This window comes from Arthrobacter sp. TE12231 (assembly GCF_054062895.1).
Genome location: NZ_JBSSFS010000001.1, coordinates 579,314 through 605,350, shown reverse-complemented (window position 1 = coordinate 605,350; position 26,037 = coordinate 579,314). Strand labels below are relative to the sequence as shown.

General features: G+C 67.0%; 28 protein-coding genes. 11 read left to right on the top strand and 17 right to left on the bottom strand.

Annotated elements, in window-relative coordinates; translation table 11 throughout:
- Window positions 1-4: 4 nt before the first annotated feature.
- Window positions 5-2,119 (bottom strand): phosphate acetyltransferase, encoded by a 2,115-nt coding sequence (gene pta / locus ACVWYS_RS02730; RefSeq protein WP_456508357.1) that lies wholly within the window; start codon window positions 2,117-2,119, stop codon window positions 5-7.
- 210 nt (window positions 2,120-2,329) lie between these two features.
- Here pta and ACVWYS_RS02725 point away from each other — a divergent pair, with 210 nt between their 5' ends.
- From ACVWYS_RS02725 to ACVWYS_RS02715, 3 genes are all read left to right on the top strand, one after another.
- On the top strand, window positions 2,330-2,860 hold the full coding sequence (locus ACVWYS_RS02725; protein WP_456508356.1) for a hotdog fold thioesterase: 531 nt from the start codon (window positions 2,330-2,332) through the stop codon (window positions 2,858-2,860).
- Between the two features lie 16 nt (window positions 2,861-2,876).
- Complete coding sequence (gene paaK / locus ACVWYS_RS02720) at window positions 2,877-4,205, top strand: phenylacetate--CoA ligase PaaK (RefSeq protein WP_456508355.1); 1,329 nt, start codon at window positions 2,877-2,879, stop codon at window positions 4,203-4,205.
- 98 nt (window positions 4,206-4,303) lie between these two features.
- On the top strand, window positions 4,304-4,909 hold the full coding sequence (locus ACVWYS_RS02715; protein ID WP_456508354.1) for a TetR/AcrR family transcriptional regulator: 606 nt from the start codon (window positions 4,304-4,306) through the stop codon (window positions 4,907-4,909).
- Window positions 4,910-5,221: 312 nt separating this feature from the next.
- On the opposite strand, the gene ACVWYS_RS02710 is transcribed toward ACVWYS_RS02715, so the two are convergent.
- From ACVWYS_RS02710 to ACVWYS_RS02690, 5 genes are read right to left on the bottom strand one after another with little or no spacing between them, the layout of a single operon-like run.
- Window positions 5,222-5,839 (bottom strand): hypothetical protein, encoded by a 618-nt coding sequence (locus tag ACVWYS_RS02710; RefSeq protein WP_456508353.1) that lies wholly within the window; start codon window positions 5,837-5,839, stop codon window positions 5,222-5,224.
- Between the two features lie 48 nt (window positions 5,840-5,887).
- Window positions 5,888-6,475, bottom strand: a complete 588-nt coding sequence (locus ACVWYS_RS02705) for a DUF6286 domain-containing protein (protein ID WP_344361774.1) — start codon at window positions 6,473-6,475, stop codon at window positions 5,888-5,890.
- Window positions 6,472-6,924 (bottom strand): Asp23/Gls24 family envelope stress response protein, encoded by a 453-nt coding sequence (locus tag ACVWYS_RS02700; RefSeq protein ID WP_456508352.1) that lies wholly within the window; start codon window positions 6,922-6,924, stop codon window positions 6,472-6,474. The genes ACVWYS_RS02705 and ACVWYS_RS02700 overlap by 4 nt, the downstream gene beginning before the upstream one ends.
- The gene (locus ACVWYS_RS02695; RefSeq protein ID WP_344361769.1) at window positions 6,921-7,100 is read right to left on the bottom strand and encodes a hypothetical protein; all 180 of its coding nucleotides are present in this window, start codon (window positions 7,098-7,100) and stop codon (window positions 6,921-6,923) included. Before ACVWYS_RS02695 ends, ACVWYS_RS02700 begins: the two co-directional genes overlap by 4 nt.
- Before the next feature lie 58 nt (window positions 7,101-7,158).
- Window positions 7,159-7,599: an Asp23/Gls24 family envelope stress response protein gene (locus ACVWYS_RS02690; RefSeq protein WP_344362097.1), complete on the bottom strand. Its 441-nt coding sequence runs from the start codon at window positions 7,597-7,599 to the stop codon at window positions 7,159-7,161.
- Between the two features lie 253 nt (window positions 7,600-7,852).
- On the opposite strand from ACVWYS_RS02690, the gene ACVWYS_RS02685 reads away from it, so the two are divergent.
- The 4 genes from ACVWYS_RS02685 to ACVWYS_RS02670 all read left to right on the top strand — a co-directional run bounded on the left by ACVWYS_RS02685 (window position 7,853) and on the right by ACVWYS_RS02670 (window position 9,766).
- A complete protein-coding gene (locus ACVWYS_RS02685) occupies window positions 7,853-8,449 on the top strand; it encodes an RNA polymerase sigma factor (RefSeq protein ID WP_344361766.1) in 597 nt (198 codons plus the stop codon).
- Window positions 8,440-9,054, top strand: coding sequence for an Asp23/Gls24 family envelope stress response protein (locus tag ACVWYS_RS02680; protein WP_456508351.1), 615 nt, complete (start codon window positions 8,440-8,442; stop codon window positions 9,052-9,054). Before ACVWYS_RS02685 ends, ACVWYS_RS02680 begins: the two co-directional genes overlap by 10 nt.
- Window positions 9,047-9,442 carry an Asp23/Gls24 family envelope stress response protein gene (locus tag ACVWYS_RS02675; RefSeq protein WP_456508350.1) on the top strand — a complete coding sequence of 132 codons (396 nt, stop codon included), beginning with the start codon at window positions 9,047-9,049 and terminating at the stop codon, window positions 9,440-9,442. The genes ACVWYS_RS02680 and ACVWYS_RS02675 overlap by 8 nt, the downstream gene beginning before the upstream one ends.
- 147 nt (window positions 9,443-9,589) lie before the next feature.
- Window positions 9,590-9,766, top strand: coding sequence for a hypothetical protein (locus ACVWYS_RS02670; RefSeq protein ID WP_456508349.1), 177 nt, complete (start codon window positions 9,590-9,592; stop codon window positions 9,764-9,766).
- 249 nt (window positions 9,767-10,015) lie between these two features.
- Here the strand turns inward: ACVWYS_RS02670 and ACVWYS_RS02665 are convergent, their stop codons facing one another.
- The 3 genes from ACVWYS_RS02665 to paaZ all read right to left on the bottom strand — a co-directional run bounded on the left by ACVWYS_RS02665 (window position 10,016) and on the right by paaZ (window position 13,942).
- Window positions 10,016-10,423, bottom strand: coding sequence for a VOC family protein (locus ACVWYS_RS02665; protein WP_116765250.1), 408 nt, complete (start codon window positions 10,421-10,423; stop codon window positions 10,016-10,018).
- A gap of 140 nt (window positions 10,424-10,563) precedes the next feature.
- Window positions 10,564-11,751: an IS30 family transposase gene (locus ACVWYS_RS02660; protein ID WP_456509319.1), complete on the bottom strand. Its 1,188-nt coding sequence runs from the start codon at window positions 11,749-11,751 to the stop codon at window positions 10,564-10,566.
- A gap of 88 nt (window positions 11,752-11,839) precedes the next feature.
- Window positions 11,840-13,942 carry a phenylacetic acid degradation bifunctional protein PaaZ gene (gene paaZ, locus ACVWYS_RS02655; RefSeq protein WP_456508348.1) on the bottom strand — a complete coding sequence of 701 codons (2,103 nt, stop codon included), beginning with the start codon at window positions 13,940-13,942 and terminating at the stop codon, window positions 11,840-11,842.
- A gap of 162 nt (window positions 13,943-14,104) precedes the next feature.
- On the opposite strand from paaZ, the gene ACVWYS_RS02650 reads away from it, so the two are divergent.
- Entirely contained in the window at window positions 14,105-14,521 is a 417-nt protein-coding gene (locus ACVWYS_RS02650) for a PaaI family thioesterase (protein ID WP_456508347.1), read from the top strand.
- 254 nt (window positions 14,522-14,775) lie between these two features.
- The gene (locus ACVWYS_RS02645; RefSeq protein ID WP_456508346.1) at window positions 14,776-15,984 is read left to right on the top strand and encodes a globin domain-containing protein; all 1,209 of its coding nucleotides are present in this window, start codon (window positions 14,776-14,778) and stop codon (window positions 15,982-15,984) included.
- A gap of 9 nt (window positions 15,985-15,993) precedes the next feature.
- Here the strand turns inward: ACVWYS_RS02645 and ACVWYS_RS02640 are convergent, their stop codons facing one another.
- Window positions 15,994-18,870 carry a hypothetical protein gene (locus tag ACVWYS_RS02640; RefSeq protein ID WP_456508345.1) on the bottom strand — a complete coding sequence of 959 codons (2,877 nt, stop codon included), beginning with the start codon at window positions 18,868-18,870 and terminating at the stop codon, window positions 15,994-15,996.
- Between the two features lie 9 nt (window positions 18,871-18,879).
- The gene (locus ACVWYS_RS02635) at window positions 18,880-19,560 is read right to left on the bottom strand and encodes a tyrosine-protein phosphatase (protein WP_344367143.1); all 681 of its coding nucleotides are present in this window, start codon (window positions 19,558-19,560) and stop codon (window positions 18,880-18,882) included.
- A 283-nt stretch (window positions 19,561-19,843) separates the two neighbouring features.
- Between ACVWYS_RS02635 and ACVWYS_RS02630 the strand changes: the two genes are divergently transcribed.
- Entirely contained in the window at window positions 19,844-20,680 is an 837-nt protein-coding gene (locus ACVWYS_RS02630) for an SGNH/GDSL hydrolase family protein (protein ID WP_344366437.1), read from the top strand.
- Here ACVWYS_RS02630 and ACVWYS_RS02625 read toward each other — a convergent pair.
- Window positions 20,665-21,285, bottom strand: coding sequence for a GNAT family N-acetyltransferase (locus tag ACVWYS_RS02625; RefSeq protein WP_344366440.1), 621 nt, complete (start codon window positions 21,283-21,285; stop codon window positions 20,665-20,667). The genes ACVWYS_RS02630 and ACVWYS_RS02625 overlap by 16 nt on opposite strands.
- 99 nt (window positions 21,286-21,384) lie before the next feature.
- On the opposite strand from ACVWYS_RS02625, the gene ACVWYS_RS02620 reads away from it, so the two are divergent.
- The gene (locus ACVWYS_RS02620) at window positions 21,385-21,825 is read left to right on the top strand and encodes an SRPBCC family protein (protein WP_456508344.1); all 441 of its coding nucleotides are present in this window, start codon (window positions 21,385-21,387) and stop codon (window positions 21,823-21,825) included.
- A 14-nt stretch (window positions 21,826-21,839) separates the two neighbouring features.
- Here the strand turns inward: ACVWYS_RS02620 and ACVWYS_RS02615 are convergent, their stop codons facing one another.
- The 5 genes from ACVWYS_RS02615 to ACVWYS_RS02595 form a co-directional block, all read right to left on the bottom strand.
- Entirely contained in the window at window positions 21,840-22,727 is an 888-nt protein-coding gene (locus ACVWYS_RS02615) for a 3-hydroxyacyl-CoA dehydrogenase family protein (RefSeq protein ID WP_456508343.1), read from the bottom strand.
- A gap of 2 nt (window positions 22,728-22,729) precedes the next feature.
- The gene (locus ACVWYS_RS02610) at window positions 22,730-23,542 is read right to left on the bottom strand and encodes an enoyl-CoA hydratase/isomerase family protein (protein WP_456508342.1); all 813 of its coding nucleotides are present in this window, start codon (window positions 23,540-23,542) and stop codon (window positions 22,730-22,732) included.
- Window positions 23,542-24,753: a thiolase family protein gene (locus tag ACVWYS_RS02605; protein WP_344366451.1), complete on the bottom strand. Its 1,212-nt coding sequence runs from the start codon at window positions 24,751-24,753 to the stop codon at window positions 23,542-23,544. Before ACVWYS_RS02605 ends, ACVWYS_RS02610 begins: the two co-directional genes overlap by 1 nt.
- A gap of 109 nt (window positions 24,754-24,862) precedes the next feature.
- The gene (locus tag ACVWYS_RS02600; protein ID WP_456508341.1) at window positions 24,863-25,540 is read right to left on the bottom strand and encodes a pentapeptide repeat-containing protein; all 678 of its coding nucleotides are present in this window, start codon (window positions 25,538-25,540) and stop codon (window positions 24,863-24,865) included.
- Window positions 25,540-26,013: an SRPBCC family protein gene (locus ACVWYS_RS02595; protein ID WP_116765263.1), complete on the bottom strand. Its 474-nt coding sequence runs from the start codon at window positions 26,011-26,013 to the stop codon at window positions 25,540-25,542. The genes ACVWYS_RS02600 and ACVWYS_RS02595 overlap by 1 nt, the downstream gene beginning before the upstream one ends.
- Window positions 26,014-26,037: the final 24 nt, after the last annotated feature.

Here is a 26,037-nt window from a genome sequence, read left to right as displayed (position 1 = left end):
CCTCCTAAGCCTTGGCTTCGACGGGAAGTTTGGTTGCTGGCTGGATCTCCGCGGACTGCGCCTGGACGGCGGTGATGGCCACTGTGTTCACGATGTCCTCCACGGTGCAGCCGCGGGAGAGGTCGTTCACCGGCTTACGGAGCCCCTGCAGGACGGGCCCGACGGCGACAGCACCCGAGGACTGTTGCACCGCCTTGTAGGTGTTGTTGCCGGTGTTGAGGTCCGGGAAGATGAACACGGTGGCCTGCCCGGCGACGGTTGAGCCGGGCATCTTGGACTGCGCGATCGCGGCATCCACGGCGGCGTCGTACTGGATGGGGCCCTCGACGGCGAGATCCGGGCGGCGGGCCTTCACCACTTCGGTGGCCTGCCGGACTTTGTCCACCGCCTCGCCGCTGCCGGATCCGCCCGTGGAGTAGGACAACATGGCCACGCGGGGCTCCACGCCGAACTGGGCGGCGGTCTCGGCCGAGGCCAGCGCGATGTCCGCCAGCTGCTCCGCGTTCGGGTCCGGATTGACCGCGCAGTCGCCGTAGACCAGCACGCGGTCCGGCATCAGCATCAGGAACACGGAGGAGACGATCTTCACGCCGTCGCGGGTCTTGACGAACTCCAGTGCGGGACGGATGGTGTGGGCGGTGGTGTGCGCGGCGCCGGACACCATGCCGTCCACCACGCCCAGCTGCACCATCATGGTGCCGAAATAGCTGCCGTCCAGCATGACTTCCAGCGCCCGGGCGAGGTCCACGCCCTTGTGTGCCCGCAGCTCCGCGTACTTCTGCGCAAACGGCTGGCGCAGCTCCGACGTCGCGGGGTCCACGATGCTCATGCCGGAGAGGTCGATGCCCTGGGTGGACGCCAGCTCCCGGACCGCCGACTCGTTGCCCAGGATCGTGAGATCGCAGACATCGCGCCGGTGCAGAATCTCGGCCGCACGCAGGATCCGCACGTCGTTCCCCTCCGGCAGGACGATGTGCCGGCGCTGCAGCCTGGCCCGCTCAATGAGATCGTGCAGGAACCGCAGCGGCGTCATCCGTTCCGGCCGGGGCAGGTGCAGCCGCTCCAGCAGCTCGGCCTCGTCCACCCGCCTGGCCCACAGGCCCAGGGCGGAGGCCACCTTGCGGCGGTGTCCGGACCAGATCTCGCTGCGCACCTCGGAGACCCGCTTGGCGGTCACGTAGGTGTCGTCGGGGGCAGCGAAGATCGGGAACGGGGCCTGCGCCAGCAGCGAGTAGATGGTGGGATCGGGTGCCAGCCCGCCGGTCAGGATCAGCGCGGACGGGACGGGGAACTCGGGCGAGAACGACGACGCCAGGCAGGCGACCAGCACGTCGGCCCGGTCACCGGGAACGATCACCAGAGCGCCGTCGTCGAGCACGTGCAGGAAGTTGGCGACGTTCATGGCCGCCACTTTGACCGAATGCACGTCACGTTCCAGGTCCGGCAGCCCGGCGACCTGGCCCAGACCCAGGGCCGAGGCGACCTCGCCGGTGGTCGGCCTGGCGATCGCCTCCAGCTCCGGCAGGACGTACACGGGCCGGCCCGAGGCGCCCGGGCGGACGGCCGCGGCAATGCCGTCCAGGTCCTCCGGGTCGGCCCGGTTCACCATGATCGCCAGGAGCGTGCAGCGTTCGGCGAGGAGTTCCTTGCGGGCAACCTCGACGGCGTCGGCCGCTTCCGCGACAGTCCGCCCCTTCGCGCCCACCACAGCCACGATGGAGGCACCCAGATTGTTCGCGAGGCGTGCGTTGAGGTCGAATTCGACGGCGGCGTCCTGGCCGGTGAGGTCCGTTCCCTCCACGATCACCACGTCGCAGTGGCGCGACATTTCGGCGAAGATCTCCACGCACCGGGCGTCGATCTCCGCCCGGTTTCCCTCGGCCAGCAGCCCGCGGACCTCGGTAAACGTCAGGCCGCCGCGGCAGCGCTGGTCGTCAAGGTCGAACCGGGCCTTCATCAGGGCCACCATAGGGTCCGCCGCGGCGTCGTTGCCGTGAACCACAGGCTTGAAAAAGCCGATGCGGTCAGCATGGCGGTGCAGCGTGTCCGCCAGCCCCAGCGCTATGAGCGACTTCCCGGATCCCGGCGTGGTCGCGCTGACGTATATCCCCTTGGCCATGATCCGCCCTTAGGTCGTGTCGTGGTGGTGCTCCGTCCCTCCATACTTTCACCAGTTGCCGCAGTTTCTCCATGCGGCGCCCGGAGCACACGGGGCAGGTCCCGAAATATGCCTGATGTTCGGGCGGATGGGCCGCCAGCTCTTGACAGCGGGCACCCAAATGGGATTACCTAATGAACATTCGGTAAATAAAGCTGGAGGCAACGACGCATGGCTGAACTGACGATTTCCGGTGACACGCACCCCATCCTCAAAGACGACTACGCATCGGAGTGGATGGGCATCGAAGTTGTGGCACTGGACGACGGACATGCCACGATCCGCATGACGCTCCGGCAGGAAATGCTCAATGGATTCGGCATGGCCCATGGCGGGATGATCTTCGCCTTCGGCGACACAGCTTTCGCGCTGGCCTGCAACCCGGCCAACCCGAAACCGGGCGAAGCCGGGATCGACTCGGGCACCATCACCGTGGCTTCCGGCGTCGACATCAACTTCCTCAAGCCGGCGTTCCGCGGCCAGGTCCTGACCGCCGTCGCCAACCGCCGCGCCAGCACGGGACGCAGTGGTCTCTACGACATCCAGATCTACGCCGCCGATCCCGGCGAGGGCACTCCGACGGCGGCACCCGCCGGCCCGGCTCCCGCCGCCACGGTTCCGGGCGAACTCCCCACCGACATCGCCCCGGGCGAACTCGTCGCTGAGTTCCGCGGCCGCAGCCGCACCATCTCCAAGAAATAGAAACAGGGAACCACAGATGACCCAAGAAACTGCCGCCGCCACTACCGACGCTGTCCTGGACCGCGAGGAAACCATTTCCCGCGACGAACTCGAGGCGCTCCAGCTCAGCCGCCTGCAGCACACCGTGGCCTACGCCTACGACCGCGTTCCCCTGTACAAGCGCAAGTTCGATGCCGCCGGCGTCCACCCGACCGACCTGCGCGAGCTCTCCGACCTCGGCAAGTTCCCCTTCACCACCAAGGAAGACCTCCGCCTCGAGTACCCGTTCGGCATGTTCGCCGTGCCGCAGCACGAGGTCGCCCGGATCCACGCCAGCTCCGGAACCACGGGCCGCGCCACCGTGGTGGGCTACACGAAGAAGGACCTCGCCGACTGGGCCAAGCTCGTGGCCCGCTCGCTGCGCGCCTCCGGCGTCCGGCCGGGCATGAAGGTGCACAACGCCTACGGCTACGGCCTGTTCACCGGCGGCATGGGCGCCCACGCCGGCGCCGAGGCCCTCGGCTGCACCGTCATCCCGATCTCCGGCGGCCAGACCGAACGCCAGATCACGCTCATCCAGGACTTCAAGCCCGACGCCATCCTGGCCACCCCCACCTACCTGCTGACCATCGCCGACGCCATGATCAAGCAGGGCATCGACCCGGCCTCCACCTCGCTGAAGTACGCCGTGCTGGGCGCCGAGCCGTGGACCGAGGAAATGCGGCATGAGCTTGAGGTGACCATGAACCTCAAGGCGTGCGACATTTACGGCCTCTCCGAGGTCATGGGCCCGGGCGTGGCCGGCGAAGCCGTGGAGACGCAGGACGGCAGCCACATCTGGGAGGACCACTTCCGTCCCGAGATCATCGACGCCTTCGACCCCTCCGTGGTGCTGGGCGACGGCGAACCCGGCGAGCTGGTCTTCACCTCGCTCACCAAGGAAGCCCTGCCGATCATCCGGTACCGCACCAAGGACCTCACCCGGCTCCTGCCGGGCACCGCGCGGCCGGCACACCGCCGCATGGGCCGCATCACCGGCCGCAGCGATGACATGATCATCCTCCGCGGCGTGAATCTGTTCCCCTCGCAGATCGAGGAAATCGCCCTGCGCATCCCGGAGCTCAGCCCGCACTTCCAACTGGAGCTCACCCGCCCCGAGGGCCATCGGATGGACCAGATGACCGTCAAGATTGAACGCCGCGACACCGTCACGATCGAGAGCGGCGCGGCCGCGGCCAAGGTTCTGCAGCAGCAGATCAAAATCCACGTCGGCTCCTCCTGCACCGTCGACGTCGTCGACCCCGGCTCGCTGGAGCGGTCCAACGGCAAGCTGCGCCGGATCTACGACATGCGCCCCAAGGGCTGACGCTGCCCGCCGGTCCAGCCACCAGGCCAGCCCGGCCCGCCAGACCTTCGGGGCCGGGCTGGCCGGGCTGACCGACCGTTCATGAGAAACTAGCGAGTATGCCCAGCACAGCAACCACCACCAAGCGCGGCCGCCCCGGCTATGACCAGCAGTCGGTCCTGCTGATCGCCGTCGACGTCTTCAACCGCCACGGCTACGATGCCACCTCCATGGGCATCCTCGCCGAAAACCTGGGCATCTCGAAGTCCGCGATCTATCACCACGTGCCGTCCAAGGGCGATCTGCTCAAGCTCGCGCTGGATCACGCCCTCGGCGGCCTCGAAGCCATCCTGGACCGGCCCGAGGCGCAGACCGGCTCGGCCGAGGCCCGGCTGGAATTCGTGGTCCGTCAGACCATCTCGGTCCTGGTGGAACGGCTGCCGTTCGTCACGCTGCTGCTGCGGCTGCGCGGCAACACCGAGATTGAGCGGGACGCGCTGGAACGCCGTCGCACCTTCGACCACAAGGTGGCGGCCCTCATTTCCGCCGCCCGCGACGAAGGCTCGCTGCGCCAGGACATCGATCCCCGCACCGTCACCCGCCTGCTGTTCGGCACCATCAACTCGATCGTCGAGTGGTACAAGCCCGGCGGCTCGCTGTCCCCGGAGAAGCTGGCCGACGACGTCATCACCATGGCCTTCCACGGCCTCCACGTCCCGCAGTAGGCCCCCCGCTTCCTGCGGGCTGCGCGGCCGGATCGCCGTCGTCGACACGCTGCAGGCGTGCCTGATTTGGGAACCGCGGCGGATCACCCCGATCTTTGCCGTGCCGGAGCAGGAACTGCCGGCCGAGCCCGCCCCGGAACATCGCGTGGAGCTACGACCAGCGGTTCCTCGACGCCGCACAGATCCACGGATGGCCGCGTGACCCGTTTCGCCGAGTAATACCGGAGCGTCCGGGTCAATGTGCCCTCGCCCGGCTGACGCAGACGACTACTGAATCCGACAGGAGCCCTCGTCGCATGAAAGGATCAGCGGCTACTGGACGACAGTGCCGGTGGAATGCACCACGGTTCCGGTGCTTTGGGTTCGCCCGCTGATGTCGATCTGCAGCTGGCTGCGCTGCAGGGGCGCTTCCAGTGCGTAGGAGAGCTCCGGCAGGGTGGATGTTTGAATGCGGTGGATGAGGTCCTGGACGTCGGCCCTGTCATTGGCCGTCACCCTCAGGCTCAGGTCGGGGGCTCTGGCAGTTCCTCTCAGCAGGACCGCGGAACTGATGACACCGGGGAGGGTGTTGATCCGGTTTTCGACGGCGGCGGCGAGGACGGACGGGTCGCAGAGAGTGAATCCCTGACTGCCGTCGCCATGGAGGCGGTAGGCGCCGGCCGTGTTCTTCCTTGGGATCTGGGCGGTGATCCACAGCAGCCCGAGCACCGCGACGATGACGCCAATGATCAGTAGGGCGGCCGCCACCCACGGCTGCGCAAAGAACGCGTTCAGGTCGCCGGTGACAACGGACTCCCAAAAGCGGGCGGTGTTCAAAAAAGCATGCAGTGTCCCGTTGGACTGCAGGAGCAGAGCAGTACCGACGGCCAGGACAAGGATGCCGAGAACTGCCAGCCAGATCCGGTTCAGGGTCCCTGCAGTCTGTCTCATCGGAAACCATCCTTCAAATAGTCGCGGCGGGCGGGTGCGCGAATAGTCTTAGTCTCTGGACCGGACCGTGGCGGTAACCTGCGGAACCGGGGAGAGCCCGGTTTCTTCCAGACGGGCCCGGACAGCCTCGATGACCCTGGTGCGCAGGTCCCCCGGCTCGTGCAGGGAAGTCTTCACGCTCAGGTGTACGCGCCGGGTGGTGGCTGTTGCCGCCGCCGAGCCGACGCCGTCGATCTGCAGGCACCGGGCTTTCGCCAGGCGGGCGACGGCGCGGCGGGTCATCACTGTTTCCCGCTCCTGCACCGGCGGCGCCTCGGCCCCCGCGCCGCTGCGGGAATCATCGATTGCGAGGGCATTGAACCCTCCGGGAATGATGGCGCACAGCAACAGGATCACCCCTGCCAGTATGGCGGCTATCCCGATCTGCCCGACGGCGGGGTCGTTCCACGCCAGCGCGGTAAGCCAGTCGCGCGGTCCCTGCAGGAGGGTGGGCCAAGTGCCGTTGACCAGCCGGGTGATGGCCAGCCAGACCAAGGCAACGCCGACGGCCAGAAGCAGGGTTCCGGCGATGAGTGACGGGACGGCGCGGCTGGGCCGGTGCCGCAGGCGCGAGGACCGTTGGCCGTGCCGGCTCATAGCAACCTCCTTCGTCCGTTGGTGTCGGTGGTCAGCCACGAGATCCTGATGTCAACCTCTCGGACGTCAACTCCGGTCAACTCCGTCACCCTGGTCCTGATCCGGCCGCGCAGAGCCTCGGTGGCCTGCCGTAACGGCACCGGGTACAGCATCCCGACCTCGACCTTTAGAGTCGCGATGTTCCCGGCCAGTTCCACGGATGCCTTGGGCCGGGCAGAGAGGTCAGCACGGTTCCCGATACCCAGAAATCCGCCGGAGGAACCCCCGGCGGAGGACTCGTCGCTGGCGACCTGGGCGGCGATTTTCTCGATCACCCTGGCCGCCAGGACGGTCTGCCCCCGCGTGCCCGTCTCGACGAAGTCCGGGCCGGCATCCCCGGCCCCGGGCAAGGACCCGCCCCCGGCCCCGTCCCCTGGCAACGGCAGGGCGTGGGCTCCTGGCGGGTTCATCGGCTCGATGCTCTACCGAACAGGGCCTGCAAGTCGAGTTTTCCTTCCGCGACCCGGCCGACCAGCAGTCCGATAAATCCGAGGATCACCGCGGACAGCAGCGCCAGCCAGCCGCCGAAGCCCAGAACGATTCCCAGTACTAGTCCTATCGTCACGCACCAACGTGTAGTAGACATAGCCATCCTTTTTCCTCATCGTCCCGTTCCCCTTGGCGGAGGATTCTGTGACGGGTGGTTACTGCAGTTGGGTCTTCTGGACCTGCTGGTCTTCGTGTTCTTCGTCGGGCAGGTGGACATCGGTGACATTGATGTTCACTTCGAGCACTTCCAGCCCGGTCGCGCGCTCAACGGACTGAATGATGTTGCGGCGGATGGCCTGGCTGACCTCCACCACGGAGAACCCGTAGTCGACGACAATGGAGACGTCGATGGCAGTCTGACGTTCTCCCTTTTCCACGCTGACGCCGCCGCTGACATTGGTCTGGGAACCGGGAATGCGTTCCGTCAGTGCACTGAACGCCCGCCGGCCAGCACTGCCCATGGCGTACACACCGGGAACCTCGCGGGTCGCTATGCCGGCCAGCTTCTGCACTACGGTTTCCTCGATCGTGGTGTCGCCGCGATCGGTGTGCAGTGCGTCCCTCGCCTTCACTAGTTCCGGCGCGCCGCCGCGCATCTGATCGTCGGGTGTGGCCATGACGCCGCTGGCAGTTCCGGGGGTTCTGGGTGTCTCTGTCATGGAAAACATCTCCTCGTGGACTGGTGATCGTACTTACACCGATAAAGACGAAACCCGACAGGAATCGTCACGTGATGGCGCGGATTATTTTCCTCCCTGGGCACCGGAACCTCGGCATGGTTCCCGGCGTCGCCCGGCTGTGGCATATTTGGCCAGATACCGGTAAGTCACCGGACGGGATGGACAGCGCATGGGTGATCATGGCCCCGGCTTCGAACCGGACCTGGACGAAGGGAGCATCGTCGCCCGCGCCCAGGACGGCGACCTGGCAGCATTCGAACACCTGGTGCTCACCTATCAGTACAGAATTTTTCGGCTGGCGTATCGGATGCTCAACGACCATGGCGAAGCCGAAGACATCGTGCAAGAGACTCTGACAACGGGCTGGCGCGGTCTTCCCATGCTCGCTGACGTCGATGCATTCGGTGGCTGGATCTACCGGCTGGCGACGAACAAATGCCTGGACCTGCTGCGTAAGCGGTCCGCCCATGCCGTGAACTGCATCCAACCTGAGGACATGGACGCCATACCCGAAGCCTGCGCCCGCGCGGTGCCGGCCGGTTCGGATCCGTCCCATGAGGCTGAATGGTCCGCCGAACAGGCTGGCCTGACCGCAGTCCTAAACACGCTTCCCCCGGCACAGAGGGCCTGCTGGCTGCTGCGGGAACTGCACGGACGCAGTTACGCCGAGATTGGTGTCACACTGAAGATCAGCCCGACAGCAGTTCGCGGCACACTCGCCCGGGCACGGCACCAGATAGCAGAAGGGATGAGCGAATGGCGCTAGAAGACATCCCCCGGCTCGGCTGCGGCCGAAGCATCGACCGCATCTGGGCCACCATCGACCGGCCACCCACCGCACACGAAGAACATTGTGAACAATGCCAAACTGCCAGAACCCGACTGCAAAGACTCGGCGAAGCAACCCGTTTACTGCGTGAAAGCGACCTTCACGATCCCGCACTGAAACCCCGTCCCGGGATCGAAAACGCCATCATGGATGTGGCTCGCACTGAAGTCCGCCGCGGCAGCAGTATCCTCCTGCGCAGCGCAGACAACGGCACCACGGAGATCAGCGAACAGGCCTTGGGCTCCCTCATCCGCGTCGCGGCGGCAGCGATCCCCGGCGTCTACTCACGACGCTGCCGGATCGAAATACGTTCCGGCACCGCCAGTCTCGCCGGTGAAGACCACCCCTCCGGGACCACCGGTACCGCCACCAATGATGGTCCTCGCCTCATCGTCAATCTTTGGGTGGCCGCCGCCCGGGGGATCATCATCCCTCGAACAATGGAGGCGTTGCGACAAGAGATCAGAAACGCGCTTCCGGCCGGCGTCGGTATTGGCGCCGGAACCGTCAATATCACTGTTGAAGACCTTTACGATGTCTGACCAATCCCTCAAGGGCTCCATCATCACCAGCCGGCTCATTGCCTCCATCGCCACACGCACCACACTGGAAACACCCGGAGTCCTCAGACTTGAACCCACGATCCAAGGCTTCCTGGCGCGGCTCGGTCCCGCCGCCTTGCAAAACCTCCGCAATCCCGGCAGCCAGGACGGCACGTACCGGCAAAACGGCGTCACGGCGACAATCAGCGGAGGCACCGCACGCGTCCACCTCGACATCGCCACCGACATCGCCTACACCGCCCTCGACGTCGCCGAAACAGTTCGACGACGCGTGCGTGAAAACATAAGCCACACCGGCCTCATACCCGGCACGATCGACGTCACCATCCTCGCCATAGAGCCCCACCGCGGCGCAAAAATGCTGTAGCCCGGGGGGCATTAGCCGGCTCCACCACCCGGCCGCGCAGCCAGGGGGGCCAACACCGCCGACCCCACCCGGCTGCCACCTTGTATTCATAGCCAGCAGGGCGGCAGAGACCCGGCCGCACGGATTGCAGAGGGAAGAGGCACAACAATGGAACTGGTTCAGCTCATCCTGATCATCGCCGGAATCGTCGTCGTCCTGGCGGTCCTGTCCGCCCTGATGTCTTTTGGCCGGCGCAGAGGTGAAAAACGGGTACATGACAAACGACCGGCCACGGACGGGGACGCAACGGCCCAGGACCCCAATGAAGACCGCCGGGACCCATAACGGTTGCCGTTTCTCACGCCCCTGCCCCGGCTGTGGCCCGGCGCAGATCCCGCACGAGCGGTCCGGGGGCACTTTCACGGCGGCGGCACCGGTATCGCTGAGCAAAACCCGCGTGCCCTCGTCAATGGGCCCCCGCCCGGCCGACGACGGCGGCAGCTTCCCCGGACGAACTTCCCCGGACCAAAGAACAGCGCCCCGGCAGGCCCGGACGCTGTTCCCCTCGGGTGTATTGGGTGAAATGCTGTTTGGTTAGAGCTGGTAATCAGCTACCGTGGTGATGTTCTCGTGCACGCAGAGAATATTGTGCTCCGAGTCCATGAACCAGGCGCACTTCTCGGAATCCGTTGTGCAAATGTGGTTCTCGGTCTTGAGATCCGGGAGATCGTAGTCCTGGAACGTTACGCCCTTGGCTTCCATCTCCCTGACGGTGCGTTCGATCTCGCTGACTTCGAAACTCAGGGTGGTGTGCTCTGAATGCATCCCATCCTTGACTGGCATCAGCTGCAGCATGGGGCCGCCTTCTGAGCCGAACATTTCGCTTCCGTCCTCAGCCACGCCGCGGTGCGGGAGTCCCAAGGTGTCCGCGTAGAAATGCCGGGCACGCTCTGCATCATCGACTGGCAGGACCGTTGTGGCTTTACTGAGTACTAGGGACATTTCGCCACCTCCTACGAGCACGATTTTACGCCGGAGCGGGGTGGAAAGAACTTGCCAATCGCACCCTCCACCACTGTTGCCCTATCACTTATGGCTGCTATTCCGGGGGCAAAGTCAACTGGTTGGAGCAACGCCGGGGTTTAGGCTGCGTGCAGCAGCTGGTTCAGCCGGTTGGCTGGGGTCTCCAGGTTCAGGGTGGGTCGGGGGCGGCGGTTGAGTTTCGCGGCGACCTGGCGGAGGTCCTCCGGGGTATGGACGGAAAGGTCTGAGCCTTTCTCGAACCAGAATCTCAGGAGCCGATTGGTGTTCTCATTGGACCCGCGCTGCCAGGGCGAGTGCGGGTCGCAGAAGTAGAGCGTGGTGTCCAGTGCGGTCTGGATCCGGGCGTACGCGGCGAGTTCCGTGCCGCGGTCCCAGGTGATCGACCGGCGCAGGTGATCCGGGAGCTTTCCCATCTCCCGGATCATCGCCGCAGCGACGGTGTCAGCGGTGTGATCCCCGGGAAGGTGGAGGAGGATCGTGAACCTCGTCGAGCGTTCCACGAGAGTGCCGATCGCGGTCCCGTCGCAGCCGATGATGAGGTCACCCTCCCAGTGGCCCGGGACCGCCCGGTCCTGGACCTCGGCCGGGCGCTCACTGATCTTGAACGCCTCCTTGTAGGGGCTGTTCTTGTGCCGGTCCCCGGCGTGGGGAACGCGCTGCTTCCGCTTCAGGCTGAGCTTCTCCGCCAGATCTGCCCGCAGACTTCCGCGGGATTGAACATATAAGGCCTGGTAGATCGTTTCGTGGCTCACCTGCATAGTCTGATCGTCGGGGAAGTAGAAGGCCAACATCGCCGAGATCAGTTTCGGGCTCCACCCGTCATCCATCCACACCCCGATCAGCCGGCAGAGCGCCTCGTCCCCGACCAGCTTCAACGCCTTCGGCCGGCGCCTGGCCTGATGTGCCTTCGTATGGGCGACCGAGGCGTAATACACCCCGTCCGCGCCGGTGTTCCGTTTCGCCTCCCGCCAGACCACGGACCTGTCCCGGCCGATCACCTCACCGATCCTGGCGTAACTGAGTCCGCTGCGCAGGCCCATCTGGATCATCCCCCGCTCAGCCAGATTCAGTGCCCGGCCCTCCGGCCCTTCGGCCGTGGGCGCCGGATCCGAAAGACCCCCAACGGGCCCCGTGTCCACAGTCATCATGTGGCCAGACTGGGCCCACCAGTTCCTCCCGGTCCCATGCGTGGCGCCGACACGCCGGGCCGCAGCCAGAATCGACATCCCGCCACACACCAGATCAAAGAACTCAGTACGCGCATCCAGGGAAAACACATTCACCATCAAACGCTCCATCAATCAGAGCGTTGCAGCGACCATATGACTTTGCCGGGGTTTAGGCAGCCACAAGTGATAGGGCAACGGGAAGGGGTTACTTTTCGACGAGGGTCAGGACGTCGTAGGTGGCCACGATTTCGTCGTTCTGGTTGGTCAGGACGGCGTCCCAGGCCACCTCGCCGTATTCGTCGGTCTCGCGCGGGGTGATCTTCTTGGCGGTCAGGGTGACCCGGATAGAGTCCCCGGCCGCCACGGGCGTGATGAAGCGCAGGTTCTCCAGCCCGTAGTTGGCCAGGACCGGGCCCGGTGCGGGCTCGACGAACAGGCCGGCGCCCCAGGCCAGGAGCAGGTAGCCGTGAGCCACGATGCCCGGGAAGAACGGGTTGGCCGCCGCGGCTTCCGGGTTGGTGTGGGCGTAGAACGTGTCGCCCGTGGAGTTCGCGAACTTCGTGATCTCCTCCAGCGTGACTTCGCGCAGCCCGGAGCGGATGGCGTCGCCGATGTGCAGCGTGGCGAGGGACTTCCGGAACGGGTGCTGGCCCTCAGTCTCGAGCGTGAAGTTGCGGTCCGCGCCCGTGTGCCAGACGCCGGTGACCGCGGTGAGCATGTTGGGCGAGCCCTGGATGGCGGTGCGCTGCATGTGGTGCATCACGGAGCGGATGCCGCCGAGCTCTTCGCCGCCGCCGGCGCGGCCCGGTCCGCCGTGGACCAGGTGCGGGACCGGGGAACCGTGGCCGGTGGAGCTGCGGGCGTCCTCGCGGTTGAGCATGAGCACACGGCCGTGGTGGGCCGCGATCCCGGTGACCAGCTGCTGCGCCACGGCGGGATCGTTGGTGCAGACCGAGGCGACGAGCGAGCCGCCGCCGCGGGCGGCGAGCCGGACGGCGTCGGCCAGATCCGTGTAACCGATCACCGAGGACACCGGGCCGAAGGCCTCCAGCGAGTGGACTTCCTCGGCTTCCGGGTCGGCCCAGCTCAGCAGGACCGGGGACATGAAGGCGCCGCCGTCGACGACGCCGATGCTCCCGTCCGCGCTGGTGACCTTCGGCGAATCGAGCGTGCCGTAGGCAAGCTCGCCGCCGGCGTCGAGCATGGACTGGACGGCCGCGCGCACATCGGCGAGCTGCTCCCGTGAGGCCAGGGCGCCCATCGTGACGCCCTCCGCGCGGGGGTCACCGAGCACAACGCGTTCGCGGATGCGCTCCCCGACTGCGGCGATGACGTCCTGAACCTGCTCCTGCGGAACGATCGCGCGGCGGATCGAGGTGCATTTCTGGCCTGCTTTGGCCGTCATCTCGGTGACGAGGGATTTGATGAAGGCGTCGAATTCCGGCGTGCCTTTGACGGCGTCCGGGCCGAGGATTGCGGCGTTGAGGGAGTCTGTTTCGGAGGTGAAGCGGACGCCGCCCTTGACCACGTTGGGGTGGGACTTCAGCGTGTTGGCGGTCGAGGCCGAGCCCGTGAACGCCACGAGGTCGCGGTAGTCCAGGTGGTCCAGCAGGGTGCGGACGGAGCCGGAAATAAGCTGCAGCGAGCCCTTGGGGAGGATGCCGGATTCATCGATTGCCTTGACGACGGCCGCGGCCACGTACCCGGTGGGGGTGGCGGGCTTGACGATGGTGGGGACGCCGGCGATGAAGGCCGGGGCGAGCTTCTCCAGCATGCCCCAGACCGGGAAGTTGAAGGCGTTGATCTGCACGGCGACGCCCGGGATGCGGGTGTAGATGTGTTCTCCGGCGAAGGAGCCGTCCTTGGACAGCACCTCCATGGGGCCGTCCACCACCACCTGGGAGTTCGGGAGCTCGCGGCGGCCCTTGGAACCGAACGTGAAGAGCACGCCGATGCCGCCGTCGATGTCGATCATGGAGTCGATCTTGGTGGCGCCGGTCTGTGCCGAAAGGGCGTAGAACTCCTCGCGCCGGCCGTTGAGGTACTGCGCCAGTTCCTTGAGCTTGAGGGCGCGCTGGTGAAAGGTCAGCTTGCCGAGTTCCGCCTGCCCGGTGGTGCGGCCGTAGTCCACGACGGCGGCGAGGTCGAGTCCTTCGGTGCTCACCTTGGCCAGGAGTTCGCCGGTGCTGGCGTCCAGGACCGGCGCGGCGCCGGCGGCGGAGGCTGCGTCGGGAGTCCACCAGGAACCCCGGATGAAGCTGGGAACGATCTCTACGGTGTCTACTGTGGGTACGACTGTGGTGGTCATCGTTGACGGGTCCTTCCAACGCGGGGCAAGATCAACACGGCCAGCATTACTGACCGTCCGTTCGGTAATATGTCTACAGTACATGAATGAGGCCTGCCGCACACTAGCTACGGCAGCACAGACCGGCCAGGCCAATGGCCCGCCGGCAACGAAGGAGACGCTATGACGCCCGAGACCGGCAGCACCGAGTTGTGGAAGATCACCCTCGGGGAACTCGACGAGAAGATGGGCGTGAAGATCGTCGAGGAGTCCGTGGACCGCGTGGTGGCGACCATGCCGGTGGAGGGCAACCGGCAGTCGTTCGGGCTCCTGCACGGCGGCGCCTCGCTGGCCGTGGGCGAGGCCGTAGGATCCTGGGCCGCCGTGATCCACGCCAGCACGCTGGGCAAGACGGCCGTGGGCGTCGACGTCTCGGCCACGCACCACAAGTCGGCCCGGGAGGGGACCATCACGATCACGGCAACCCCCATCCACCTCGGCGGCACCCTGACCACCCACGAGGTCCTGATCACCAACGAGGTCGGCCAGCGGCTCTGCACGCTGCGGATCACCAACCTGTTGCTGGACCGCAAGTCCTGACGGCCGAGTTCGCGGCCCGGGGTTCCGTCCCGCACCCCCGAGTTCGCCCCAGACTTGCGGGCTCGCCGTAGCCGTACGGCGAGCCCGCAGCTTTCCGGCGAACTGGGTCCTGGGCCAAGGCCCGACTACACCGCTCTCACCGCGTGATGTAGGGCCGATCGACCCGGAAGGCCCGACGACGGGACTGTTAGCTTGCAAGTGCTGAGTCGCCCGGCAACGCTGGGTGCAACCGGTCACACCGGAAGGGACCCATCATGCTCTCAGACACCTCGCTTCCCGTCATCAAGGCAACGCTTCCCGTAGTCGGCGAGCACATCGAGGAGATCGCCAAGCGCTTCTACAAACATATGTTCGAGGCGCGGCCGGACCTCCTGGACGGCCTCTTCAACCGGGGGAACCAGGCGGACGGCCGCCAGCAGCAGGCGCTCGCCGGATCTATCGCGGCGTTCGCCGGCATGCTCGTGGACAAACCGGATCAGGTCCCGGACCATCTGCTCTCCCGGGTGGCCCACAAACACGTCTCGCTGGGACTAAGCCCGGACCAATACCAGGTTGTCCACGACCACCTCATGTGGGCGATCGTGGATGTCCTCGGGGACGCCGTGACTCCCGAGGTCGCCGCCGCCTGGGACGAGGTCTACTGGCTGATGGGGAACCTGCTCATCAACAAGGAACGCGGACTGTACAACGCCGTGCACCTCTCCCCCGAGACCATATGGCGGACGTGGCGGGTGGTGCGGCGGATCCAGGAGACGGAGGACGTTGTCTCCTTCGTCGTCGAACGGACCGACGAGCGCGACGTCAAGCCGTCCCTGCCGGGGCAGTACGTGACCCTCAAGATGGCCATGCCCGACGGCGTGCAGCAGCCCCGGCAATACAGCCTCACCAAGGCCGACGACGGGCAGCACCGGCAGTTCGCGGTGAAGCGCGTCCACGGCCTCGCGACTCCCGACGGCGAGATGTCCACGCTGCTCCACAACGGTGTCCAGGTGGGCGATGAGGTGGTGCTGTCGGCACCGTTCGGCGACGTGGTGCTGGAGTACACGGACCGTCCGCTGGTTATGGCCAGCGCGGGGATTGGGATCACCCCGATGGCCGGGATGCTGTCGCACCTGGTGAAGTCCGGCTCCCAGCGCCAGGTGATGCTCCTCCATGCCGATGACAGCGAGGCGTCCTTTCCGCTCCGGGCGCAGGTCCGGGAGGATCTCGCGACGCTGGCGGACGGGACCTTGAAGACGTGGTTCCTGACTCCCCCGGAGGCCGGAGAGTCGTCCGGATCCGTGTTCTCCGGGTTCATGGACGTCAGCGCGGTGGAGCTCCCCGACGACGCCGAGTACTACCTCTGCGGTCCCCTGCCGTTCCTGAAGTCGGTGCGCAGCGCCCTGATTGCCGGCGGCGTCCCTGCCAAGGACATTCAATACGAGGTTTTCGGCCCGGATCTCTGGCTGGCTGACTTCCAGTAGCCGCGGTAGCTAACGCACCGCCCGACGCCGGGCGAAGATCACGACGGCCGCGCCCAGCAGCAGGGCACCGGCGCCGAGACCGGCGGCGTACAACAGCCCTCCGGCGCCCGTGCCGGCCAGTTGGTTTGCGTTGCCCGGAGGCGTGCCGTCCACCGTGACGGAGGCGTCCGACGGCGGGACGGTAGAGGGCGGGACGGTGGACGGCGCAACGGGAACCTGCGCAACGGGAACCTGCGCCGGAACTGTCGACTGCGCAGGAGTTCCGGGCTGCCGGGGAGCGGGCTGCTGGACGGCCGGCTGCCGGGGAGCGGGCTGCTGGACGGCCGGCTGCTGGGGAGCCGCCGGCGTCTCATCGGGGGTGCCCGCGGAAGCAGGCGCGGCGTCGATGGTGAACGCGACGGCGGCCGGAAGTGAAGCGACCCCGTCAATTGCCTGCGTGACCGTAAGCCTATGCGCTCCGGCGGCCAGGCCTGCGGGGAAGGGGACACTCCACCGGGCGCCGCCGGCCAGATCCTGCGGAACCCGCGGCTGCAGCGAGGCCCTCGCCCCCGTACCGGCGGAACTTGCCTGTGCCGATCCGATGGCCGCACCGTCCATGGACACGCTGACCTCGGCGCCATCGACGGCGGTCCCGGAGATGCTCGCGGGCAGGGCATCCTGACGGAGATGCTTGCCATCGCGGATGCCCGAGACCGCCGGGACTGGCGGGATGACGGTGAAACTGCTGGTCGCGGAGGGGCTGTCCGTTTGGCCCGGAGCCGTCAGCACCGCGGTCACCGAGACTTTTCCGAAGACCGGCTGATCGGCCACGTTGATGCTCCAGCGGCCGTCCGGGGCGACCAGTCCGGTCCCGGTGAAGTCACCGGAGAGCCGCACCGTGCGGCCGGGCTCCCCCGTTCCCTCAATCGTTTCGACGGCGGTCAGCCCAGGGCCGTCCGCATGGCCGTCCGTCCGGGCGTCTGCCGGAGCCGTGATGACCGGGGCCACGAGGCCGGAGACCTTCACGGACAGGGAGACCGCCCCGGAGCGGCTGAAGCCGTTCACGGTTTCCGCGGAAAACGTGAAGGAACCGGCCCACTCGGGTGCGGGGAACTGCCAGTTTCCCGACGCGTCCACCGGCACTTCCAACGGCTGGCCCGGCTTCTGGCCCGGGTTTGAGCTTTGGACCGTGATGCGGACCTTGGAATTCGGCGCCACCACGGAAGCCGGGCCGGCATCCACGTGGCCCGTGATGGGCTCGCCGGCCGTGAGGGTTCCGTTGGCGGCCGCGGCGAGCGTCGGCTTATTCAGGAACAGCTGCAGCTGGACTCCTCCGGGGATCCGGCCGGTGGCGTCCTCGAGCGTCGTCGCGATGGCGCGGGTCTGGACGCCGCCGTCGCTTTCCGCCCCGGTGTGCGTGCCCACCGCGAAGTTCCCGCTGATCCAGGGGCCGCCCGAGTCGCCGGGGCGGGACTTGACCGTGGTGGAGTCAAAGCCGTTCAGCGCCCGGAGATCGTTGTCGTAGTCCGGCGGCAGGGAGTCCGGACCGGCGATGACCCACGTTCCCACGGAGTCCACGGTTCCGCATGACCAGCCGAGGCTCCGGCCGGATCGGCACACGGGCTGGCCCTGGAAGGGAGCCACGGTTCCCACGATCTTCACGGAGGTCGGCCCAGGATCGGCAGGGTTGTCCCACCGGGTGACGGCGGGCTGGAGGTCCAGGCTGCTTCTGATGCCTTGGAGGACGGCGATGTCCGTGCCCACATTGGTCCCGTCCGAGGCAACCTTGGTGTTGCCCGGACCGCCGAACTGGCTGAATCCGAAGGACCCCAGGGTTCCGGCGGCTGTGCCGGAACCGGCCCCGCCGGCCGCCGGCGCACCCGCCGGGTTTTCAATCTCGGCCTGCTTCGCGGCGCCGTCAGCGGCGCAGTGCCCGGCCGTCAGGACCAGGGGCTCGCCCGCGGGGCCGAAGGCTCCGAACCCGGCCGAGCACACGGTCCGGCCGTCAATGATGTAGCCCTCGCCGCCAAAGTAGTCCTCCTCCGTAGCGATCCGGGATCCTTGCTCCAGCGCTACGTTGGCGTAGCGGGCCACAAAGTCCGCTGCGGACATCTTCGGCTTAGTGCCCGGCGCTGTCGCCGGCGTTGTGTCCGGGCCGGTGAGCAGGCCGGCGCTGGAGGCAGGCCCGGTTTGCGCCGTCGTTGTGCCGCCGGTTCGGATGACGAAGTGGCCGTTGGTGTAGGTGACAGCCTGGAGCCCGGCGGCGCCGACGTCGCGGACATAGGCCTCGAACAGTTGCTGCGTGCTGGAGGCAAGGAGCTCGGCGGCCGAGGGGACCACGGCTGCGGATGCGGGGGCGGCCAGCACGAAATCGGCAGGGCCGGCCTGATTTAGTTGGTCCACGCCATTCACTTGGTCCACGCGGTTGAGTTCCGCCACGCGCGCCCGGAGCTCGGGGCCCTCGCCTTCGACGACGATCGTGCCGGCGTGGAGGCTGATCCCCACATAGCCGGGGAGCGCACGGAGGGAGGGCGCGGCGTCGGCGGCCCGCCGGGCCAGGGCCCCGGCGGCGTTGAATTCCGAGAGGGTCATGCCAAGGTCCCGCTGCACGGCTTCGGCGAGACCGGTACCGCTGATGGGCGCCGTGGCAGGCGCCGGAGCAGAGTCGGCTGCAGAAGAACCAGCCGAAGTCTCAGCCGGGGAAGACGCGGCAGGCGCCGCCGTCGTCGCTGGGACCGGCGAGGGCGAGGTTGAGGGTGACGACCCAGCCGGGACCGGCGTCGGCGTTCCCGTACCGGTTTCGGCCTCTGCCGGCATGGCGGACACGGTTCCGGCGGACAAGGTGCCGGCGAGCGCGATCGCAAGGGCGGCAGCACGCACCATCAGCTGGAACTTCGGAGTCTTCACCCGGTTACTCTAGCGTCCCAATTTGGCCAGAATGGCCGTCAACTCCCGGTCCGTTATGCCATTGTGGCGTAAGAAAGTTTCAGTCTTCACGTGGCGAACGAACCGCAGCAGGCTTTCGCCGCGGGATTCCAGCAGGGGCACCAGGGCGTCCTCGGGCAGGAAGCGCTCGTGCGGATGCGGGACGGCGGAGCGCCGGTGATGCTCGTTGATGCCCCGCATGGAGCGCTGGTAGGCACGCACAATGGCTTCGTCGCTGTGCCCGGCGAGGTCCTGGAGCATGGCGGCGATCATGCCGCTCCGGTCCCGCCCGGCGGAGCAATGGATGATCACCCCGCCCTCCGCGGCGGCCACCGCTTTGAAGACGCCGGCCAGCAGGTCCGGGAAGAGCCTGGCGTTGTCGGCATAGGAGGCGGGGTCGTTCAGGTACGGCACGCAGAGTTCACGGAATTCGCTGTTGGCCGGGTCTTCGGTGGGAGCCAGCACGACCTCGAAGGCCGCCAGGGCTGCCTCGTCCACCGGCGGGTCGGTCTCCCGGCGCCGGATTTCGGCCTCGTTGCGGAGGTCGACGACGGTCCGGATGCCGTGGTCGTACGCCTGCCGCCAGCCGGCCTCGGTCAGCCATTCGCGGCGTCCCATGCGGTAGACGTCCCCGGCCACGTGCCAGGCGTTGACCGCACCCTCCCAGCGCATCGCTCTGTGCACCGCCATCCCATTGGCGTAGCCACCCGAGGCGGCAGGAATCGTCATCCTGAAAGCTAATCACACGCCCCGGCGCCGATCCACGGCAGGATTCCCAAAAGACATACACAGTGGGAATATTGGCATGGTGCGGGTTCCCGATTCCGCAGAGTAGCGGAGCACCCGGTAGCCGCCGGACTCCTTTTCAGTTCGCCTGCCGCCGGGGCTGACACCCCTTCGCGATGCGATTTCAAAGCATGGGCGCTGAAGCCAGCGTGTTACTGAGGAGAACACCATGGGAAGTCTGAAACTTCGACGCCGGCGAACGGCTCTGGCAGCCGGTCTCGCCGCCCTGGCAATGGCGGCCGGTTTGGCGGGGGTGCCGGCGCAGGCGGTGGGCAGGACCACGTACATCGCGCTGGGAGACTCCTACGCCGCCGGGCTGGGGGCCGGTCCGTATCTGGATAGTTGTTACCGCAGCGAGAACACCTATTCCGAACTCGCTGCCCACGCGCCAACCATCAAGCTGGTCGCCAACGCGGCCTGCAGCGGCACGACGACCCAGGACGTCGTGAACACCCAGCTGAGGCAGCTGAATAAGACCACCGACCTCGTCACCATCACAGCTGGCGGCAACAATCTCCGGTTTGGGGCAATCCTTGCGTACTGCAGTGCCGCCATGGTGAGTCCCGTCGCGGGGCGGCAGTGCGCCGCGGCGACGGACTTCGCGGAGGGCGAGATCTCCAGCCATAAACTGGACGGTGACGTGACCGCGATGATTCAGAGCGTGAAGGCTGCCGCCCCCAACGCCAGGGTTGTGGTGACGGGCTACCCCTACCTCTATGATCCGGTCGCCCCGGGTCAGACTGATCCGATGTCCCTGTTCATCTATAAAGCCACACACCTGGCTGACGGCCTGAACGGCTCCATCGCCGCCGCGGCCGGGGCCGCCGGAGCGGAGTACGTCGATGTACGGGCCGCTTTCGCCGGTCATGGCGTCAATTCCGCGGCCCCGTGGATCAATCTCAACCTTTTGGCCCCGGCCAGTCCCGAAAACTACCACCCGAACGCCAAGGGCTACACGGCGTACTTCGCATCACTTCGCGAGGCCAAGGCCTACTCGACCCGCTGACGCCGTCTGGCCAGCCGGGCCTCGAGGCCGTTGCGGACCATGGGCCACTCGTGCTCGAGGATGGAAAAGACCACCGTGTCCCGCAGGACGCCGTCGGCGGTGCGGGAGTGGCTGCGCAGGACGCCGTCCTGCTTGGCTCCCAGCCGGGCGATCGCCTCGCGGGACTGGTGGTTGAGCCAGTGTGTCCGGAATTCGACCGCCGGGCACCCGAGCGTTTCGAACGCGTGCCGCAGCATCAGGAGCTTGGAGTCCGGGTTGGTGCCGCTGCCGTGCGCGGAGGCGGCGTTCCAGGTGGATCCAATCTCGACGCGCGGCGTGACCGGATCGATGTTCATGTAGGTGGTCATGCCGATGACCGCGCCGGGCGTGCCGGTGGCCGGATCGATCAGCCGCGTGGCGAACGGCAGCATGGATCCCTGCTCCTGGAGCGCGAGACGGCGGTCAATCTCCGCTGCCATCCCCTCCGGCTCGGGGACGCCGGTGTACCAGAGCTTCCACAGTTCGCCGTCGCGCACCGCGTCCACGAGGCCGTCGTGGTGGTCCTGGCTCAGCGGTTCCAGCACGACATATTTTCCGGTGAGCGTTGTGGGATGAATGCGGTTCACGCGACCATCCTAGGTGCGGGAGACGGCTGTTTGCCGGATCACGGGCGGCCCGGAGGCAGGTTCGGTCCCCATGCCGGGCCTTCTGGGTAGGCTGGGGCCATGATCACAGTCACCGGTACGGTCCGCTCAGCCCTGGATGCCAGTAGCGCCTTCGCATACCTCGCCGCTTTCGAACACACGCCGGAATGGGACCCCGGGACGCCGGTGGTCAGGAAGCTCTCCGACGGCCCGGTGGCTGTGGGCCACCGCTATCACGCCGAAGCGGAGTTTCGCGGCAAGCGGCAGACGCTGATCTACGAGGTCGTGGAGCTCGCCGGGACTGTCATCAAACTGCGTGGCGAAAACAAGTCAGTCATCTCCGTGGACACCATCGACGTCACGCCTTCAGGCTCCGGATCCGAAGTCCGGTACACCGCAGAATTCCGGCTCAAAGGTTGGCTCAAGCTTGCCGAACCGTTCGTCAAGCCGGCCTTCCAGTCGCTTGCGGCTCCGGCCATGGACGGCATGAAGAAGACCCTGGACGCCCGGGCAGCAAGGTAGTCCCCGCCCTGCCGTCAGTCGGTCCAGTCGAAGAACCCCTTGCCGGTCTTGCGGCCCAGTTCGCCGCGGGCCACCTTGTCGCGGAGGATCTGCGGCGGGGCGAAGCGCTCCCCCAGGGTGGACTGCAGGTATTCCGCGATGCCGAGGCGCACGTCGAGGCCGACGATGTCTGTGGTCCGCAAGGGTCCGGTGGGGTGCTTGTAGCCCAGGACCATGGCGTTGTCGATGTCCTCGGCGGACGCCACGCCCTCTTCCACCATGCGCATCGCTTCGAGGGCGATCGCGACGCCAAGCCTCGAGGAGGCGAAGCCGGGGGCGTCGTTGACGACGACGGCCGTCTTGCCGAGAGCTTCTACCCAGCCGCGGGCGGCCTGGGCCAGGGCATGGGAGGTCTGTTCGCCGAGGACCACTTCGATCAGGGTCGACGCCGGAACCGGGTTGAAGAAGTGCAGCCCCAGGAAGTTCTGCGGCCGCTTCAGCTCGCGGGCCAGCCCGTTGACGGACAGTGATGACGTGTTGGAGGCGAGGTAGGCGTCGTCGTCGAGCCGTTCCTCGATGCCGCGCAGGGCGGTGACCTTCAGGTCCCAGTCTTCCGGCACCGCCTCAACCACCAGGTGCCGGCCGGCGAAGTCGTCGTAGTCGACGGTGACCGCGAGCCGGGAGACCATCTCGTCCAGATTGCCGTCTACGGCGCCACGTTCGATGCTCTTGGCCGCGGCGGACTCGACCCGCTCGCGGGCGGCCTCGGCCGAAGCCTCGTCGCGCTCCACGACCAGGACATCGGCGCCCTTGATCAGGAAGGCGTGGGCGATGCCGGCGCCCATGCGGCCGCCTCCGAGGACTCCCACGAAGTGGGGAAGATCACTGTTGGGAAGGTTGGCGGGGAGTACGGAGTTGCCCATGGCTAGTTCTTCTTCTCGGATTCGTTGGCTGCCGTCTTTGCGGCAGATTTCTTGTCGGATTTTTTGTCCAGGAAAGCCTGCATGCGGTCGAATTTTGCCTGCGATTCGAAGAGGATCCCCTGCGCCAGCTGGTCGATGAGGGGGTGCGCCTCGGCCGGGGCATGGAACACGGACTTGGTGATCCGCACGGCGAGCGGATCCTGCGTGGCGATCCGGTCGGCGAGCTTGTGCGCCGCTGCCATGAGCTCGGACGGTTCATGGATTTCGGTGATGAGGTTGACGGCCAGGGCGCGTTCTGCGCGCAGCACGGCGCCGGCGAGCAGCATCTCCTTGGCCACGGGCTCCCCGACAAGTTCTTTGAGGCGCCAACTGGCACCTGCCGCGGCCAGGATGCCGAGGCCGGTTTCCGGGTTGCCGATCCGGACCGACGGGGTGCCGATCCGGAAGTCGGCGGCGTAGGCCAACTCGGCGCCGCCGCCGAGGCAGAAGCCGTCCAGGGCCGCGATGACGGGCATCGGCAGCTTGGCGATGCGGACGAAGATGGAGGAGTTGATGCCCTGCAGGGCGTCGTCCCGGCGGCGTTCGCGCAGCTGTGCGATGTCGGCGCCGGACGCGAAGACTCCGTCGGCGCCGGCGATGATGAGGATCTTGGGGCGCTGCTCGAGGTAGGCGCACACGGCGTGGAGTTCGTCGACCATCTGCTGGTCTATCGCGTTGCGGACCTCGGGGCGGTTGAGGACCACAACGACGCGGTCCTCACGCTGGTCGACCAGGAGCGTGCTGAAGCCGGCCGGGTCGAGCGTTTCGGCCGCCACTACACGCGCTCCAGCAGCATGGCCGTGCCCTGGCCGACGCCGATGCACATGGTGGCGAGGCCGATCCTGGCGTCTTCGCGTTCCATCCGGCCCAGCAGCGTGATGGCGATCCGCGACCCGGACGAACCCAGCGGGTGGCCGAGGGAGATCGCGCCGCCGTCGCGGTTGACGATTTCCGGGTCCAGGCCGAGCCGACGCATGCTGGCCAGGGACTGGGTCGCGAACGCTTCGTTGAGTTCGACGGCGCCGAGGTCACCGACGCTGAGTCCGCTGCGCTTGAGGACCTTCTGAGTGGCCGGGACGGGGCCGATGCCCATGATTTCGGGCTCACAGCCGGCCGAGGCGCCGTCGATGATGCGGGCGCGCGGCGTGAGGCCAAGCTTCTGGATGGCGGCTTCAGAGGCCACGATGATGGCGGAGGCGCCGTCGTTGAGGGTGGAGGAGTTGCCGGCCGTGACAATCGAGCCGCCCTTGACGACGGGACGGAGCCCGGCGAGGACGTCCATGGTGGTGCCTGCCCGGGGGCCCTCGTCGGTATCTACGATCGTCTCGCCCTTGCGGGACGTGACGGTCACGGGGACAATCTCGTCGGCGAAGCGGCCTGCGGCGATCGCCGCGAGGGCGCGTTCGTGGGAGCGGACGGCGAAGGCGTCGGCGTCCTCGCGGGAGATGCCGTCAACCCGTCCCACTTCCTCGGCCGTCTCCGGCATGGAGTAGGTCATCTTCCCGTCCCGGGCGAGCTCGCCCTTGGCGAACCGCGGGTTGACGAAACGCCACCCGATGGAGGTATCGAAGATTTCGCCGGGTTTGGCGAAGGCCGTCCGGGGCTTTTCCTGGACCCACGGGGCCCGGCTCATGGATTCGACGCCGCCTGCGATCACGATGTCGGCGGCGCCGGATTTGATCATCTGGCTGGCCATGATGATGGCGCTGAGGCCGGAGGCGCACAGCCGGTTCACGGTGATGCCGGGGATGTGCAGGGGAAGCCCGGCCAGGAGCGTGGCCATCCGGGCCACGTTGCGGTTCTCTTCGCCGGCGCCGTTGGCGTTGCCGAGGATCACCTCGTCAATGCTGTCCGGGTCGACGCCGGCGCGGACCACGGCTTCGCGGACCACCAGTGCGGCCAGGTCATCGGGGCGGACCGCGGAGAGGGCGCCGCCGTAGCGGCCGACCGGGGTGCGGGCACCGCCTACAAGAAAAGCCTCGACCATGAGAACATCCTTCACCAAGAAAGCGGGGCCGGCAGCAGACTAATTTACCGACCGTTCGTTCTATAAAGATTACACGGCAGGGCAAGCGGGTCAACCGGATGCCGCCGGATTACGCGACGACGACACCCAGATGCGTTGCGAGCAGCGGGGCCAGCAGGGTGAGCTGGTAGTCGTCGATCACGAGGCCGGCCAGGCTGCCCAGGCCGCTGATCGTGCGGAAGTCGGTGCCGCGGAGATCGAAGTCCTTGAGCCGGGCCCCGGTGAAATCGAGGGTGCCGATCGTGCAGTTCTTCAAGGCGACCCGGGTGGCGGTGCAGGAGCCCAGATCCAACTCGTTGATGATGCAGTCGCTGATCTGCACGTCGGTGAGCTTGGATCCGCGCAGGTTCACGTAGTCGAGTTTGCCGCCGTCAATCCGCACCGACTGCCAGCCGCTTTCGTAGAGCTCCGCCGATCCCCAGCGGGGATTGCCGATCTCCACGTCGCGCAGGCTGGCCCGGGCGGCCGTCAGCACCGGGGCGTAGAGCTCGGTGAGGATGCAGTCGCGGAAGGTGGCGCCGCGCAACTGGGTCTCATTGAACGACACCCCTGCGAACTCGCACTCGGCAAAGACCGCGCCGCCAAGGTCCAGGCCGTCGGCCGACACGCGGCTGTAGCGGACGCCGTCGTACCGTGCACCGCTCCGGAAGTCCGGGGCAGGGTCATCCCGCAGTTCCGGTGGCCGAACCGGCGCGAGGCGAGGGGCGGTGACTTTGGGGGCCTTGGCCGCCGCAGCGTGGCGGACCATCAGAGCGACTCGGCTTTGGCCGCGATTTCCGCCAGGTCCTTCGCGAGAGCTTTGCGGGTGATGCGCATGCCGAGCGGACCGAACACGGTGAGCATGATCTTGCTGAAACGGGTGGGGCTGGCGAGCTCGGCACCGAATGTCAGCGTGAGGTCAGTGCCGCCGTCGCGCTCCGCCAGGGAGAAGCGCGAGGTGTAGTCCGCGCCGCCCTGGAGAGCCTTTACGGTGGTGCCGCCGCCCCGGCCGTTCGACGGCGCCTCGCACTGGGAGACCCACATCTCCACCGTTTCCGAGCGCCCCATCATGGTGCGGGTTTCCTTCCAGCGGGTCCCCACAGCATAGGGTCCATCGGTGAGCATCTGGATCGCGTCAACGCCGGACAGGGTTGCGGCAGATGCGGGAATGTCCGACACCACCGCCCAGACCGAGTCCGCCGGAGCCTTGATGTGCTGCGTGAGAGTGGTCTTATGGTCCATGACTCCGAGCCTAGCCCGGGGAGC

Coding starts and splice junctions, on each gene's coding strand:
- ACVWYS_RS02620 (WP_456508344.1), top strand. CDS start 21,385: ATGATCACAGTCACCGGTACGGTCCGCTCAGCCCTGGATGCCAGTAGC.
- ACVWYS_RS02670 (WP_456508349.1), top strand. CDS start 9,590: ATGGAACTGGTTCAGCTCATCCTGATCATCGCCGGAATCGTCGTCGTC.
- pta (WP_456508357.1), bottom strand. CDS start 2,119: ATGGCCAAGGGGATATACGTCAGCGCGACCACGCCGGGATCCGGGAAG.
- ACVWYS_RS02710 (WP_456508353.1), bottom strand. CDS start 5,839: ATGAGACAGACTGCAGGGACCCTGAACCGGATCTGGCTGGCAGTTCTC.
- paaK (WP_456508355.1), top strand. CDS start 2,877: ATGACCCAAGAAACTGCCGCCGCCACTACCGACGCTGTCCTGGACCGC.
- ACVWYS_RS02700 (WP_456508352.1), bottom strand. CDS start 6,924: ATGAACCCGCCAGGAGCCCACGCCCTGCCGTTGCCAGGGGACGGGGCC.
- ACVWYS_RS02715 (WP_456508354.1), top strand. CDS start 4,304: ATGCCCAGCACAGCAACCACCACCAAGCGCGGCCGCCCCGGCTATGAC.
- ACVWYS_RS02645 (WP_456508346.1), top strand. CDS start 14,776: ATGCTCTCAGACACCTCGCTTCCCGTCATCAAGGCAACGCTTCCCGTA.
- ACVWYS_RS02595 (WP_116765263.1), bottom strand. CDS start 26,013: ATGGACCATAAGACCACTCTCACGCAGCACATCAAGGCTCCGGCGGAC.
- ACVWYS_RS02725 (WP_456508356.1), top strand. CDS start 2,330: ATGGCTGAACTGACGATTTCCGGTGACACGCACCCCATCCTCAAAGAC.
- ACVWYS_RS02675 (WP_456508350.1), top strand. CDS start 9,047: ATGTCTGACCAATCCCTCAAGGGCTCCATCATCACCAGCCGGCTCATT.
- ACVWYS_RS02705 (WP_344361774.1), bottom strand. CDS start 6,475: ATGAGCCGGCACGGCCAACGGTCCTCGCGCCTGCGGCACCGGCCCAGC.
- ACVWYS_RS02685 (WP_344361766.1), top strand. CDS start 7,853: ATGGGTGATCATGGCCCCGGCTTCGAACCGGACCTGGACGAAGGGAGC.
- ACVWYS_RS02635 (WP_344367143.1), bottom strand. CDS start 19,560: ATGCGCTGGGAGGGTGCGGTCAACGCCTGGCACGTGGCCGGGGACGTC.
- ACVWYS_RS02630 (WP_344366437.1), top strand. CDS start 19,844: ATGGGAAGTCTGAAACTTCGACGCCGGCGAACGGCTCTGGCAGCCGGT.
- ACVWYS_RS02665 (WP_116765250.1), bottom strand. CDS start 10,423: ATGTCCCTAGTACTCAGTAAAGCCACAACGGTCCTGCCAGTCGATGAT.
- paaZ (WP_456508348.1), bottom strand. CDS start 13,942: ATGACCACCACAGTCGTACCCACAGTAGACACCGTAGAGATCGTTCCC.
- ACVWYS_RS02650 (WP_456508347.1), top strand. CDS start 14,105: ATGACGCCCGAGACCGGCAGCACCGAGTTGTGGAAGATCACCCTCGGG.
- ACVWYS_RS02690 (WP_344362097.1), bottom strand. CDS start 7,599: ATGCGCGGCGGCGCGCCGGAACTAGTGAAGGCGAGGGACGCACTGCAC.
- ACVWYS_RS02680 (WP_456508351.1), top strand. CDS start 8,440: ATGGCGCTAGAAGACATCCCCCGGCTCGGCTGCGGCCGAAGCATCGAC.
- ACVWYS_RS02600 (WP_456508341.1), bottom strand. CDS start 25,540: ATGGTCCGCCACGCTGCGGCGGCCAAGGCCCCCAAAGTCACCGCCCCT.
- ACVWYS_RS02605 (WP_344366451.1), bottom strand. CDS start 24,753: ATGGTCGAGGCTTTTCTTGTAGGCGGTGCCCGCACCCCGGTCGGCCGC.
- ACVWYS_RS02615 (WP_456508343.1), bottom strand. CDS start 22,727: ATGGGCAACTCCGTACTCCCCGCCAACCTTCCCAACAGTGATCTTCCC.
- ACVWYS_RS02695 (WP_344361769.1), bottom strand. CDS start 7,100: ATGTCTACTACACGTTGGTGCGTGACGATAGGACTAGTACTGGGAATC.
- ACVWYS_RS02660 (WP_456509319.1), bottom strand. CDS start 11,751: ATGGTGAATGTGTTTTCCCTGGATGCGCGTACTGAGTTCTTTGATCTG.